Raw genomic sequence first — 14,332 nt, 5'->3', positions numbered from 1 at the left:
TCTGGAAATAATTTCAAATTAAATAAAAATATTTCTAAACTTTATTTTTAAAATTAAAAGGAGGTGAAATATAATGGGAGCTGTTATTAAAGCTGGTTTAAAATTAGTTGGTGGCGGAGCTGCTGGCGGTTTTACATACGGTGGTTTAAAAAAATACTTCGGTTAATAAATAATAATTAAATAACTAAATAGGAAAGGAGATGAAATATAATGGGAGCACTTATTAAAGGTGGACTTAAAGTTTTAGGTGGCGGCGCATTAAGTGGTGGCGCAGTTTACGGTTTAGAAAAACTTTTCAGATAATAAATAAAAAACCAACTTAATTTTTAAGTTGGTTTTTTTATTTATAAATATAAATAATAAGAAATTAAAATTATTTAATTCTCTTACCAGTATATCCTTCAATAAGGCCCTTATAAAATTCCATATAATTAATCCACATTTAACATTCACCTCCTCCAATACTTAACTAAATAATTAGATATTATTTAAACCAACTACCGATTGTACGACCAAGTTCACGCCATGCTGACATAATTATCACCTCTTTTATATAAATTTAAAAAAGATTAGTTACGAGAACTTCCACCCATTGGAAGAATCCAATTAACAAGCATAAGACCTACACGAACCATTAATAAACACCCCTTAATTTAAAAATTTAATATAAAGATTATAGGATATCCTTATATAGTAATAACATATAATTACTTAAATGTAAATATATGATAATGTTTTTTCTGTTTTTTATATAACATTAATTTTTCTACTTTTAATTGTTAACGCATACATTTATTTGCATTCAAATTATAAAAAGCTATTATTTATTTTTAAAAAATAATAGCTTTTTATAATAACGAATAGTTTGAATGATACATAAAATGCATAAAAACAGGAATACAAACATATATATAACCTTATCATTAAAATAAAAGTTTATCGAAAATATCAACATAGCTAAAGCTGATGGACCATAAAATAGTATATTACTTCTCGTTTTATTTTTAGAAAAATTAGTTTTCATTTTTTCACCTCTATATTAATAAATCTTATTTATTTTTAATAATAATATTAGCATATAATCTCTTCAACAATCATTCTAGTCTTTTATTAAATTCCCCATTATAAAAAGATATAATCATTGCCTTTCTTTCTCTGAAAATTTTTCTAAATACAGATTCAATCCATATTGTTAAATATAAAATTTTTAATTAAATTAAAACACAATAAAAAAATCTTTACTGGAACAAATGTAAACTTTTAAATATTAGTTTACATTCATTTCTCCTTAAACATTGACTTCTCAACAATTCTCTTGATATCCTCAATTTATATAACAAAAGTATACATTCAAAACACTATAAAATAAGAGGTCAAAAATCCATGAATAAAAAACCACATCTCATTGATGTCCAACCTATCCGTAACAAAGAACAGATCGAAGATATGAAATGGGCCCTTAAACGTCATTGTTCCGAACGAGACTATATTCTCTTTCTTGTTGGCATTCATACCGGATTACGTGTCAGTGATCTACTCCAAATTGAAACACAAACCATAGTAAAACTAAAACGAAAAAAGAGAAAAGAATTTAAGATTAAAGAAGGAAAAACGAAGAAAGAACGCATGATTAATCTTACTTCTATTTTTGATGAAGTATACTCTTATGCCCAAACACTAAAAAACATCTGGTTATTCCCTTCTAGAAAAGGAGAGCAACCCATTAGTAAGATTCAGGCTTATCGACAATTGCAAAAAGCCGGAGAATTTGCCAGTGTAGAATCCATTGGTACCCACACCATGCGCAAAACCTTCGGCTATTGGTTCTATAAACAAACAAAAGATGTAGCTATGTTACAAGACATACTCAATCATAGTACTCCACAAATTACACTTAAATATATTGGAATTAATAAAGAAGAAAAAGATAACATACTTGATATATTCTACATTTAACTAGTATTCAAATAATTTAAAAAAGAGGGATGCTAATAAGCATTCCTCTTAAAATATATATTTTTATTTGGAATTCCATACACGATTTAATAAACGATTTAACATCGCTCCCATATATTTCCCTCCCTTATTGCTTATATATTAAAAATAATACCATAAATGAAATAAAATGTAAATTCTTTATTCCGTATAATAAAATAAAACAAATAAAAAATCTTCATAACAAGGGAATGCTTGTAGACTGATCTATACTGCATTCCCTTATTCTATGTATGCTATATTTCTATTCTTCTTTTTCCGACATTAGAACTTTTACCCAAAACACTTGATTTTTGCCCTAATCTGGGGAACCGTCCTACACTTTTTATTCCACGGTTCACTTGACTACGAGCCTCTACACCCTCAAACTCCCAAAGATAACCCCAGCGGGCAAAAACCGCCCTTCTGGGGCCACCTCTGGTGAGTTTGCATGAGGGTGCCCCTCATAGTAAAGCGACTTTCGCGGCATAAACGCTTCAGACTCTGATCTTTACTTCCAAAATTGATACCATTTCTTCTCATTATTAGCTGCAATCATTTGTTTTACTTCTTGAAGTTCTCGCATAACCGTTATAACTGCTTTATCTCGATCATTAATTTGTTTCTTTTCAACAGTATTGGAATCCACTAATAATTTTTGCTGTGATTCTAATAAATTTGTTAATTGATTTATTTGCTCACTCTGCGTTTGTAACTGTTTTTGCTGTATTTCAACTGTACTTTTCAACTCATGTAATAACGCCTTCAAATCACTATCTTCAGGAGTTATAACAGTCATAACTGTCTCTCTATTCTTTAATCCTTCTTCCTCTAAAAGAAGTTTACAGGCTTCTTCTAATGTAACTTGCGGCATGTTTTTTAATTCTATTAATCTTTGTAATAATCTTAAATCATAGTCACTAAATATAACTCGTCCTTGCTCATCACGTTTAAAAACATAACAGTTATAACTCTCAATCAACAAATAATATTTCTTAACTGTAGAGGGCGACACCCTTAATCTCTTTGCAATTTGATTTACACTCTCATAAACAACAGAAGTCATAACAGTTATAACCCCCTCTTTTAATATTAAACCTTCGTCATAACAGTTATAACTGTTATGACATCTCTATCTTATCATCATAACAGAATTTTTTTCTATCAATCATTTTAACAATACTCAGATATATAATATAATTTTAATTATATTATATATCTATAACATATCATAAATACTCAAGTACATATTCTCCCCTACGGGGAGCCCGGTTTATCGCCTTAACGGCTTTAAACCGGGAAGATCAAGAGCATCTGACGGATCGTCTCGCCGTCCGTAGTCCGGCGAGACTCAAGCAGGGCAAAATCCGCCTGCCTTGGCATGATAAAAGCTAACGCTTTTTCATGCCTGCGGTCAGACGCATTCATTTTTGCTTCGCGCTGCGCTTGAACCAAAAACAAGCTCGGCAAGCCGAGTGAATGGTCTTCAGGCGAATTTTGCCCTGCGGGACTTCCTGGCCAGAACGCTTCGCATCTGTCCAGAGTCTTTTTCTAGATCAGCTCACGCTTCCTAGAAAAAGACAAATAAAATTGCACTTCGGCATTTTTATTTGTTTGATCAAAATGTCATGCTTCGCATCACATTTTGAATGAAATTAAATAAACATTTTTAAACAAATGTTTATTTAATACAAAAAGCAAACCATGTGTAAATGTACACATGGTCACATAGCAAATACACATAGCTTCGCTATGGATTCCCAAATAATCAAATACAGAAATATTACAAAGACAGGAGGCATCCCTATGGCCGCACCACGAAAACATATAAGGATTCTAAAAACAAAAGAAGTCGAAGGCATGGATATGCTTTGGAAAACTGGAACAGCTACCAGAGAGCAAATGGAAAGAGAATATAACATCAAAGGAGATCGCCTGAAAAAACTTTGTCATAGCGGCTATTTAGAAGAGCGAACAGGAAAGATTGTTCTAGGAGAAAAGGGAATAGAAAAGTTTAAAAAAGAAGGTAAAGAATATCAATATAAAACCGGTATAAATAACGCTAAACATGATATTCGTCTCTCTGAAAAGTATATTTCTTTACCTAAAGAAACAAGAGAAACATGGAAAACAGAAAAACAATTGCATTCAGAGGCCCAGAAAGACCCCAGATACGACGATTTTAAAAAAAGAATAGTAGAGTCCCATCCGCAAGGAAAATTCCAACCAACGCCCGATGGAGCCGTCTATAGCGAAGTGCATGACGGTTATATTGCCATAGAAGTTACAACACGTAACTATAAGGAGATTGATATTCAACAAAAACAAGAATTTGCGAAAACATTTTTATCCGGGTATGAACAACTATAGGAGGAGAAAACATGGCAATACAACCAACATTTATCGTTCCACCTACTTTTTATACAGTACATGAAATTATGAATAATACGAATGCACCCTATATCTTAAACTTACATGACATTCAAAAAGATCCACATAAGAGAAAATTAAGTGATGAATTACATTTATTCATCATGAAGCATTATCATAATCTATTTACATTTATGCTCCATCATCAGCCCTACATGTTAAAATCTCAATTTTTGGACCTATTTGGCTACCAAAAAGGGAAAAAGAATAAGTCTAGAACACTTGGTTATGCAAAATTAAAAGAGTTAGAAGATAAACTATTAATTGGTTCTAAATCCTTTTATGGTGCCGAATATATTTATTTATCTTATCGTGCTTACTATTATTTTGGCCAAGAAAAAAAGGTGTTACCAATTGCACCTGGAGAAAATGTACTCTTCCGTCACTTTACCCGTATGGAAGACTATCTAGAATTAAATAAACAATATACAGATCCAATATTATTAACCGCATTACTTTGCTCTCACGAGCATTATTATCTATTACATACAGAACCCTTTTTCGCAATTCACCCAATACAAGAAAAAGATACACGTTACTTTGGAGAATACTTCCCAAACAATAAAATACCTAAAAATCTTGATATGGAATTTGTAACAGACTTTCTCATAAAGACAAAACAAGAAAATAGGGGATTGTGGTTAATCAATGAAGAAACACCTGAAACTCAGCTTCATGTACTCATTACATTTATCGATGAACTCTTTAAAATCCTTACTACACGTTGTTCTCTTAAATTACTTATTAATGATCAAAAAGAATCCTTACGAATCGTAGCAAATATTATCCCAATACCAGGAACATCTTATATCACAATTAATAACCTAATCTCTGATATCTATCATATTGAATTTTTATTAAAAATTTGTTTTCCAACAGTGATAACAAGCTTTACTTTTATTGTGATGAATGAAAATCATGAGCGTGAATTAAACAATGTTATAAGTAAAATTACTAAACTTAGAGAAAATAAAAAGAACTTACAACCATGGCAATCTATGATTGATCCAAAAAATATTAAAATCCGGAATACAAATCTATTTAGACGTTTAAATTTCAATGATTCCTATGAATCTCAACGAGAGAAACCACTTCCACAGTAACCACTTATTTATCGTAAGTGGTTTTTGATCTTCCCCCTACTTTTGAGGTAGAGGCTGGCCGGGGTGTGGGGGGACCCCACGTATTGCGTATCTAAAAATAGAGTAAGAATTCATTAAAGAACGTTAAATCAAGCGGTTTGGCTCGTATAATGAATAGCTCAAGCCGATATGCCTAAATCCCACTTTTGAGTTTATCGGCTTGGCGATGAAAGTAAACGAGCCAAAAAAAATTCCGCAAGGATGTTAGGAAAAAGAAAAGTCTTCGACTTTAGCCGAGGATTAACGAGGCGACTTTTTTCTAACAAAGGTGGAGATTTTTAAGCGGGGTTTCTTAAAAATACTACCTGTTCCTTGCGGAATTTTTAGCCTTATTAATATATAGAGTGAGAAGTACAAGTATTTTAAAGTTAAAAAAACACAGTAATATCAAGGGTTTCAAGTTTTTTCGTCCGTATCAGATTTGATACACTTCCGTATCAGATTTGATACGGACGAAAAATAAAAAATCAAAAAAAAAGAACTAGTCAATAGTTCTTTTTAAAATAATTTATTAGGTAAATTTTTAAGTATTTTGTTATTCATAGCTTTTTTAAACATAGTTACTAAAGCTCCTTGAACGTCATCTCGGTTTCCAGCATAAATAATATTGGGATTAATATAAATAACATAAGCTTTTGCATTATTACCTTCAATACCAGATTCAGCTTTAGCTAATATACCTTTTTTAACAAGACTATTAATAATTCTACTCACTTTTGTTCTACTTGTCTCAAGTATTTTCCCTATTTGAGTAATATTTAATGGAGAAGCATATTTTTTAGTAATATCATCAACAATTGCATTTGAATGAAGCCCTATGTGAGCTTGAATATCAAGTAAAAAAATCTTTTCTTCACTAGTCATATAATTTTGTTTTCTTAAATATTCCCAATTTAACTGTAGTAATTGGACAAATTTCGCTTTATTTTTTACTTTTTTTTCAGGAATTAATTTCATTCCTCTTGAACTAGCCTTTGCTTGAAGTTGATTTGCTAATTGCATTTCTTCTTCTGACAATATTTTAGAATTCTCGATTTCTCTTAATCTTGCATTCTTTTCAGCTTGTTCTAAATTTATGAACTTTTTCATAAAATAAACTCCTTAATTGTTGCTTAAAATCAATAATTAACTTTTTACTTATAAAATTTAATTATTTTAGCTATATAGATTTTACGTTATATTGAATATTAAAAGATATTCTTATACTCATAAAATGTTAATTTTGTGGTAGAAGCTTATTTATAGTGTAAAAGCAAAATTCTATGTACTAGAAAAAAAGTTACATAAGAATAAATCTATTCCTTACGGAATTAGCTCTTATATATAGAGTGAGATAAGAGAAAAAAAAAAAATGAGGAATACCAAGGGTTTAAAGTGTTCGGGGTGTTAATTTTTTTTAACACCTGTGTTAAAAAAAATTAACACCTATTTTTTAACAAGAACAAATAAAAAAAAAAGTGCAACAGTTAATTACACTTTTTTAAAATAAATATATTGGCAATTTATGCCTTTTTTTACTTCCTTCTATTTGAATATTTCTTAATGATTTTGCAAATATTTGTTGTGTTGCTCTATCGATATCATCTTTTGGCGCATTACATAATATATTAGGATTAACAAACCAAGTACGTGACGAACATGATCGTCCATCTTCAGTTGTTATCCCAGTTTCTGCAACACCTAAAATCCCTTTTACAAGTAAGTCATTCATAATTTTAGAAATAGAAGTTCTTGTTTTTCCTAATTTTTTTGCTAAATAACTTGGAGAAGCTGCATTAGGCTTCAATTCTTCATCATTTCTTTCAACAATAACATTTGATTTAAACTCTAAAAACCTTGAAAGTTCAAATAACAAAGCTTTCTCTGGTTGAGTCAAATAACCAATTTCACATAAATAATCAATATTCTCTGTAATCATTTGCACGAACTTCACCCCATCAGTCCGTTTTTTCTTTTTACCGATAAAATAATCGTCACCTGTTGTACTATGTAAAATCTGTAATAACATTTGTTGTTGTTCAGTTGTTAAACCTATATTAGCTTGTTCTAAAAAATCTTCAACTTTATTCTCTTTAATCTTTGCTTTTCGTTCTGAACTATCAATATTTACAATTTTACTCATTTTTTCCTCTCCTTAATGGTTGAGGAAAACAAACTCCAATGATAAGATATTATTATATAAAATTAATAAATAAGAGTTTGATTTTTCAACCTCTATTCGCTTTAACAAAAAACCCTTTCTGTCGCCAAACTTCGAGGGTTTTTTTGTTTTTAATTTTATCACATCTCTATAAATACTTATACAATATAAAAAAACAATCAATTATTATAAATTATTAATTGTTTTTTATATATTGATGGTAGAGTAATAAAAAAGTCAATGATATCAATACTTTAAAGGAATTTTATACTTACCTTTTTTGGTAAGTACAAAACTGAGATAATCTTATTAGTAATTTTCAAACCTTATATTAATATTTAAAAAACAAAATATATTAATATAAGGTTTTTAAATATTAATAACCATAAAAAAATAGATATGCATAATTGCATATCTATTCATAACGTAATGATTCAATAGGATCTAGTTTCGCAGCTTTATTTGCTGGAATTAATCCAAAAATAATACCAAGAGTCATAGAAAATAATACTCCACCAACAACAACTTCCCATGAAACAAGAGGAGGCCATCCTGCAATCTTAGAAACAATATAAGCTCCACTATAACCAAGGGCAATTCCTATTAATCCACCAAGAAGTGTTAACATAACCGCTTCGATTAAAAATTGTAATAAAATTTTACTACGTGTCGCTCCAAGTGCTTTTCTAACGCCAATTTCACGTGTACGCTCTGTAACTGATACAAGCATAATATTCATTACACCAATACCACCAACAACTAATGAAATACCCGCTACTCCACTAATAACCATAGTCATGATTTTTGTTAATTGTGAAAGACCTTCTTGTAATTTTTTAAGATCCATAATTTCATATTTTCCAGAGATATCATTTGATTTACGATTATTTAATACATCGACTGCTTTTTTTCCAGCTATTTCAAGCTGATCAGACGTCTCTGCTTGAACAACAATATTTTGAATTTCACTTTTCCCATATATTGTTGGCCAAATAGAAATTGGAATTAATAATTCTGGAATACTCATACCCATAAAACCATTATCAGATTTATAAATACCAATAATTTGTAAAGGCTGACCTCTAATTTCAATAATCTTACCAACGGGATTTTCTTTTGGGTAAAAAATATCTTTTACATCTGTACTAATCATCACCACATTACTGCCTTGTTCAACATCAAATTTATTTAAAGATCTACCTTTTTTTACTTTTATTTGATTTACTTCGAAATATTCACTATCAAGCCCTATAACACTTACCATATCTTTTTTTTCATTCAAATTAAGAGGTTCCATACTTGAATTAGTAGTTATAACATGTTTAATTTCTGGGATTTTTTTGATTTCGAAAAGGTCTTCATCTGTTATTTGCGGCCTTTCACCTATTGACAGAGGTTCATTCATATCTTCTTTAAATTGAATAGGGACTGTATTATTTCCCGAACCTGAAAACTCAGATTTCAACGACATTTCTCCACCTTGTCCAATTGCAACAACAGTAATAATAGAACCAACACCAATAATAATACCAAGCATTGTAAGAGCTGAACGTAACTTATGAGCTAATATAGAAGATAAAGCAATTTTTAGACTATCTAATAAACTCATACTGCACACCTTCTATCTTCTGTAATTACCCCGTCTCGTAATACAATCCGACGAGAAGAATAAGCTGCAACTTCTTCTTCGTGCGTAACCATAACAATCGTCGTACCTTCTGCATTAAGCTTCGTAAAAATATCCATAACTTGCTCACCAGACTTCGTATCTAATGCACCAGTTGGCTCATCAGCCATAATAAACGTTGGATTATTTGCAATTGCCCTAGCAATCGCTACACGTTGCTTTTGCCCCCCTGATAACTCATTCGGTAAATGATGAACACGATCAGCTAACCCTACTTTACCAAGCGCTTCTAAAGCACGCTTACGGCGTTCCGTTTTCTTCACGCCACCATATACAAGCGGAAGTTCAACATTTTCCACCGCAGAAAGACGCGGAAGTAAATTAAAATGCTGGAATACAAATCCAATATACTCATTACGAATTAAGGCAAGCTTTGATTCATCTGCTGTTAAGATATTCACATCATTCAGCATATATTTGCCTTCCGTTGGACGATCTAAACAACCAATAATATTCATAAGTGTTGACTTACCAGAACCAGACGGTCCCATAATCGAAACAAATTCCCCACTCTGAATCGTTATACTAATATCATGCAAAATTGGTACAGCCAACTGCCCTTGATAATACGTTTTAACAATATTATTTAACGTAATCATTTCTCTTTCACTTCCAATCCTTCATACACGTCATCAGAAGGATTTTTAACCACCTTTTGTCCAACTGTTACACCTTCTACAATCTCTGTCCATTCTCCATCAGTAGAACCTTTTTTCACATTTTGTTTACGAAGCTTCCCTTTTTCCTCAACATAAACAAATGCATCATCACCTTTTTCTACAATGCTCTTACTTGAAACAGCAATCATCGTCTTATTCTCTAAACTTACTTGCAAAGAAACATGATAACCTGGAGATAAACCATCTTGACTATCAAGACTTGCTTTATATGTATACTGAGACATATTTTGAGTCGCTTCACCCATACCGCCAGGTTGAGCCATCTCTGCACTTGTTGGAAATTCACTTACCTCTGTAATTTTACCTGTCCACTTCTTCTTGTTATTTGCTTTTGCAGTTACAGTGACTGTTTGATCCTTTTGAATTTGTGACTTCTGAAGCTCAGTTAACGTACCTTGAACTTGGAATAAGTCTTTAGAAGCTACTTGTAAAAACGCTTTTCCTTGACCACCTAAGGCTTGAGATGAACTTTGCGCCGCATCTTTATCTAACTTTTGAACAACACCAGCAAAATTACTATAAATCGTAAGTTCTTTCTGCTTCTTACTTAACTCTTCTTTTTGCAACTTTCCTTTTTCTTTCTCAAGATCAATTGTTTTTTGTCCTATCTCTAACTCGTTTACTTGCTCGTCCATCGGATCTGTTACTTCTTTCCCAGCTCCGCTATCTTTCGCCTTCTTAATTTCTTTCTTCAAAGAATCAATCTTCTTTTTCCCTTGATCATAACGCATATCCGCCATCTTCTGATCAAGCTCTGCTTGCTTCATTTGAAGGTTAATCTCTTCATTATCATAAGAGAATAATTTCGTACCTTTCTCTACCTTTTGTCCTTCTTTTACCTCAATATCTTTCACTTTTCCTTTAGTTGGATCAGCATAAAAACTTTCAATATTCTCAGGCTTTACCTGACCAGAAATTAACTTCGAATTATTAAACTTACGTTCTGTTACCTTTTCAAAACTAACAGAATCTGTCTTTACTGAACCCTTTTTTTCCCCTTGCATAATAAAAATATTAATAGCAGCAACAATAATAATTAACGCTATAACTCCAAATATTATCCATTTCTTTTTCTTTTTTGGAGTACGAACCGTATTTTGTAACATTTTCTTGCCCCTTTATTTTTTAATTTTTATATTTAAATAATAAATTATTAAGACGGAATAAACAACAATAAATATACATTATTTTCAAAAAGTATAAATATAAATTACCTAAGGTAATATATATTTAAATTAAGGTAATATATATGTTGCATTTTCAATTTGATTAATTTAATATATAGATAAAGTTGATAAAGGGGTGATTAAATGTCTGTAAGTAAAATAAAAATTGCAAGAGTTGAAAAAGGCCTGACTCAACAAGAATTAGCCGATATTGTAAATGTAACTCGACAAACAATTAGCCTTATTGAAAGTAATAAATATAACCCTTCTTTAAAATTATGCATTCATATAGCTAAAACATTAGATAAAAGTTTAGATAAATTATTTTGGGAGGAAAATTAAAATGGAAAAACTTAAAAATTGGTTTTCACTTAGTACACACTCAGACGAAAGAATTCAACAAATTGAAATGAAAATTTGGGCCCAATCTGGAATTGTTGTCCTATTTTTAGCTTTTATAGATTTCATAATAAGAGGATTATATCTACAACGCCCATTTTTAGAATGGGCCGCTACATTAGCAATTATAATCTGTTATATAGTATTCTTTTTAATTAGATCCGCTCTAGCTGGAGTTTATGAAACAGACATTAACAATAAAGAACAATTAAACAAAAAAATAAAAGAAAAAATGGTTAATACTTTTATTTTCTGTATTGTAGCAATAAGTATTACTACATACCGAAATCAGTTGCCTGAAAATACAATCGGCTGGCTCTTAGTAATTTTAAAATTCATTATAGTTTTCAGCTTAGTATTTGGTATTCAATATCTTATTACTAAATTTACATGGTACAAAAATAATAAAAACTAATAAATATAGCTCTTCCTAATTAGGAAGAGCTATATTTATTAGTTTTTATCTAAGAAGTCATTTTTTGTTGATTTGATAAAAGTTGATATAATTTATTACTTTTAATTAATTGATCATGCGTACCAAATCCTGAAATCCCACCCTGATCTAAAACAACAATTTGATCAGCGTTTTGAATAGTAGAAATACGATGAGCAATCACTATAGTTGTTTTTTTATAAATAAGATTATCTAATGCATGCTTAATCATATTTTCTGAATTAGTATCAAGATTTGCTGTAGCCTCATCTAATAATAAAAATGGTGTATCTCTTAAAAATGCTCTAGCAATAGATATACGTTGTTTTTGACCTCCTGAAAGATTAATACCTCTTTCACCTAAAATAGTGTCATATCCATCTGAAAAACTTGTTATAAACTCATGACAGTTTGCCAAAATAGATGCATTTATAATTTCATCTTTAGAAACTTCTCTTTGAATACCATATGTAATATTTTCACGAATTGTACCTGCTAATATAGGACAATCTTGTGAAACATAACTAAACATAGATCTCCATTTATCAAGGTCTATATTCAAATGAGATTTTCCATCCAATAAAATTTCTCCTTTAAGGGGATCATAAAATCTTTCTAATAAATAAAATAAAGTAGTTTTCCCAACTCCACTAGGGCCTACAAGTGCAGTAACAGTATTAGGCATAATTTTTAAATTAATATTTTCAAAAATATTCTTTTCACCATAAGCAAAACCAATATCCTTCAATTCTAGTGTTCCAAATGAAGGTTCTTCTAAAAAATCATTTTTATTTTTTTCATCTTCTTCATCTAGAATATTAAAAATTCTTTCCGTAGACCCTTTAGCCGATTGAACACTTGTAATAAAACGACTCATCACACCCACTGGTCCTACAATTTGAAATAAATATAAAATAAATGCTAATAACTCACCAGAAGAAAGATAGCCTTCACTTACTCTATATGAACCAAATCCAACTACAACAACTATAATGAGAGTGATTGATACAGTCATCAATGGAATCAAAATAGCTTCTATTTTCGCTCTTTTCATTCCATTTACATATAATTCTTCTATTTTCTTCTTACCTCTTTCAAATTCAAAATCCTCTGTACCATAAGATTTTATTAAACGAATTTCGCCAAGAACTTGAGAAAGTAACGCTGTAAATTCCGACATTTTCTCTTGTTGTTCATAAGATACTTTATAAATTTTCCTACTAATTGGTATAACTATAAATAAAGTAACTGGAACAGCAGATAAAAGTGTTAAAGTCATAGGAACATCTAATAAAAATAAAATAACAACAGCACCAATCATAGATAATCCACTTGAAAATAAATCAGCAATTTCATTTGATAATAAGTTCATAGTAACTGTTGTATCATTAGTAACACGACTGATAATCTCACCAGGTTGATTTTTACTATAAAAATCAACTTTAAGGTTTAAAATTTTCCTCCAAATTATTTTCCTTAAATTAAGAACAACTTTTTGTCCCACCAAAGATAAAAGATACAAGGAAAACGACATTGAAATAATTTCAACAATTAATAAAAATAATACTAAAACTAGTAATTCATATGAAAAACCTTTGGAAAGCTGTTCAATTTGCTCTTTTAATATTAAAGGTATAATTAAAGAACAACCTGAATTAATTACACCTAATACTATCCCCCAAAAAAGTTTAACTTTTGGAGGAGTTGTAATTTCCCATAAAGCTTTTAAACTAACATCTGTCTCTTTCTTCACGATACATAAACTCCTTAGTCTATTATTTAATAATTTATATTTCTTAAAAATTAAGATTTATAAATATAAAATCACCTAACTAAATAATCAGTTTTTTTAAACAAAGCCATTGACAACATTGTATTATCATAATATTATTTTCACAAGATGTAATTTTACAAATTTATCATTAAATGATAATAAAATACATATAAGAAAGAAGGTGTATTATAATGGCTAAAATCGGTAAATGGGTTGTTAAAGGTGCAGCAGGCTATCTAGGTTGGGAAATTGGAGAATCGATCTGGAAATAATTTTTATTATTTTACAAAAAACAAAGAAAGGAGGTAAAAAATATGGGAGCTGTTGTTAAAGGCGGACTTAAAATTATTGGTGGAACTGCCGCAAGTTGGTTAGGCTGGGAAGCTGGAGAAAGATTCTGGAAATAATTTCAAATTAAATAAAAATATTTCTAAACTTTATTTTTAAAATTAAAAGGAGGTGAAATATAATGGGAGCTGTTATTAAAGCTGGTTTAAAATTAGTTGG

16 protein-coding genes are annotated in these 14,332 nt (G+C 30.2%); 9 read left to right on the top strand and 7 right to left on the bottom strand.

The genetic code is table 11. The features are described 5' to 3' along the window. Positions 1–73 precede the first annotated feature (73 nt). The 3 genes from ACTFR8_RS30165 (at position 74) to ACTFR8_RS30155 (ending at position 1,956) form a co-directional block, all read left to right on the top strand. Positions 74–166, top strand: a complete 93-nt coding sequence (locus ACTFR8_RS30165; protein WP_197535825.1) for a GatB family leaderless bacteriocin — start codon at positions 74–76, stop codon at positions 164–166. 44 nt (positions 167–210) lie between these two features. Beyond that, the gene (locus ACTFR8_RS30160; RefSeq protein WP_000501078.1) at positions 211–303 is read left to right on the top strand and encodes a GatB family leaderless bacteriocin; all 93 of its coding nucleotides are present in this window, start codon (positions 211–213) and stop codon (positions 301–303) included. Between the two features lie 1,080 nt (positions 304–1,383). Then, a complete protein-coding gene (locus ACTFR8_RS30155) occupies positions 1,384–1,956 on the top strand; it encodes a tyrosine-type recombinase/integrase (protein WP_001035959.1) in 573 nt (190 codons plus the stop codon). A gap of 529 nt (positions 1,957–2,485) precedes the next feature. On the opposite strand, the gene ACTFR8_RS30150 is transcribed toward ACTFR8_RS30155, so the two are convergent. Next, positions 2,486–3,040: a DUF3967 domain-containing protein gene (locus ACTFR8_RS30150; protein WP_000205050.1), complete on the bottom strand. Its 555-nt coding sequence runs from the start codon at positions 3,038–3,040 to the stop codon at positions 2,486–2,488. Positions 3,041–3,780: 740 nt separating this feature from the next. Here ACTFR8_RS30150 and ACTFR8_RS30145 point away from each other — a divergent pair. Next, positions 3,781–4,344 (top strand): hypothetical protein, encoded by a 564-nt coding sequence (locus ACTFR8_RS30145; RefSeq protein WP_074625401.1) that lies wholly within the window; start codon positions 3,781–3,783, stop codon positions 4,342–4,344. A gap of 11 nt (positions 4,345–4,355) precedes the next feature. After that, the gene (locus ACTFR8_RS30140; protein ID WP_074625400.1) at positions 4,356–5,507 is read left to right on the top strand and encodes a hypothetical protein; all 1,152 of its coding nucleotides are present in this window, start codon (positions 4,356–4,358) and stop codon (positions 5,505–5,507) included. 537 nt (positions 5,508–6,044) lie between these two features. Here ACTFR8_RS30140 and ACTFR8_RS30135 read toward each other — a convergent pair. The 5 genes from ACTFR8_RS30135 to ACTFR8_RS30115 form a co-directional block, all read right to left on the bottom strand. Then, positions 6,045–6,635: a MarR family transcriptional regulator gene (locus ACTFR8_RS30135; RefSeq protein ID WP_074625399.1), complete on the bottom strand. Its 591-nt coding sequence runs from the start codon at positions 6,633–6,635 to the stop codon at positions 6,045–6,047. A 391-nt stretch (positions 6,636–7,026) separates the two neighbouring features. Beyond that, positions 7,027–7,668, bottom strand: coding sequence for a MarR family transcriptional regulator (locus ACTFR8_RS30130; protein WP_074625398.1), 642 nt, complete (start codon positions 7,666–7,668; stop codon positions 7,027–7,029). 433 nt (positions 7,669–8,101) lie between these two features. Beyond that, the gene (locus ACTFR8_RS30125; protein WP_440028999.1) at positions 8,102–9,295 is read right to left on the bottom strand and encodes an ABC transporter permease; all 1,194 of its coding nucleotides are present in this window, start codon (positions 9,293–9,295) and stop codon (positions 8,102–8,104) included. Then, positions 9,292–9,972, bottom strand: a complete 681-nt coding sequence (locus ACTFR8_RS30120) for an ABC transporter ATP-binding protein (protein WP_000631637.1) — start codon at positions 9,970–9,972, stop codon at positions 9,292–9,294. The genes ACTFR8_RS30125 and ACTFR8_RS30120 overlap by 4 nt, the downstream gene beginning before the upstream one ends. Then, complete coding sequence (locus ACTFR8_RS30115) at positions 9,969–11,159, bottom strand: efflux RND transporter periplasmic adaptor subunit (protein WP_074625397.1); 1,191 nt, start codon at positions 11,157–11,159, stop codon at positions 9,969–9,971. The genes ACTFR8_RS30120 and ACTFR8_RS30115 overlap by 4 nt, the downstream gene beginning before the upstream one ends. Before the next feature lie 204 nt (positions 11,160–11,363). On the opposite strand from ACTFR8_RS30115, the gene ACTFR8_RS30110 reads away from it, so the two are divergent. Both ACTFR8_RS30110 and ACTFR8_RS30105 read left to right on the top strand, forming a co-directional pair. Next, positions 11,364–11,561, top strand: coding sequence for a helix-turn-helix transcriptional regulator (locus tag ACTFR8_RS30110; RefSeq protein ID WP_000116562.1), 198 nt, complete (start codon positions 11,364–11,366; stop codon positions 11,559–11,561). A gap of 1 nt (position 11,562) precedes the next feature. Next, positions 11,563–12,033, top strand: a complete 471-nt coding sequence (locus ACTFR8_RS30105; protein ID WP_025689823.1) for a DUF6773 family protein — start codon at positions 11,563–11,565, stop codon at positions 12,031–12,033. A gap of 49 nt (positions 12,034–12,082) precedes the next feature. Here ACTFR8_RS30105 and ACTFR8_RS30100 read toward each other — a convergent pair whose 3' ends face one another. Then, positions 12,083–13,804 carry an ABC transporter ATP-binding protein gene (locus tag ACTFR8_RS30100; protein ID WP_074625396.1) on the bottom strand — a complete coding sequence of 574 codons (1,722 nt, stop codon included), beginning with the start codon at positions 13,802–13,804 and terminating at the stop codon, positions 12,083–12,085. A 212-nt stretch (positions 13,805–14,016) separates the two neighbouring features. Between ACTFR8_RS30100 and ACTFR8_RS30095 the strand changes: the two genes are divergently transcribed. Together ACTFR8_RS30095 and ACTFR8_RS30090 are read left to right on the top strand one after the other, a co-directional pair. Further along, entirely contained in the window at positions 14,017–14,097 is an 81-nt protein-coding gene (locus ACTFR8_RS30095; protein ID WP_197535826.1) for a GatA family leaderless bacteriocin, read from the top strand. Between the two features lie 42 nt (positions 14,098–14,139). Continuing rightward, a complete protein-coding gene (locus ACTFR8_RS30090) occupies positions 14,140–14,232 on the top strand; it encodes a GatA family leaderless bacteriocin (protein ID WP_000501479.1) in 93 nt (30 codons plus the stop codon). Positions 14,233–14,332 lie beyond the last annotated feature (100 nt).

Source organism: Bacillus cereus group sp. MYBK15-3 (genome assembly GCF_051916765.1).
Taxonomy (GTDB): domain Bacteria; phylum Bacillota; class Bacilli; order Bacillales; family Bacillaceae_G; genus Bacillus_A; species Bacillus_A cereus.
The sequence above is the reverse complement of the archived record's forward strand: the minus strand, read 5'-3'. Positions and strand labels throughout refer to the sequence as shown.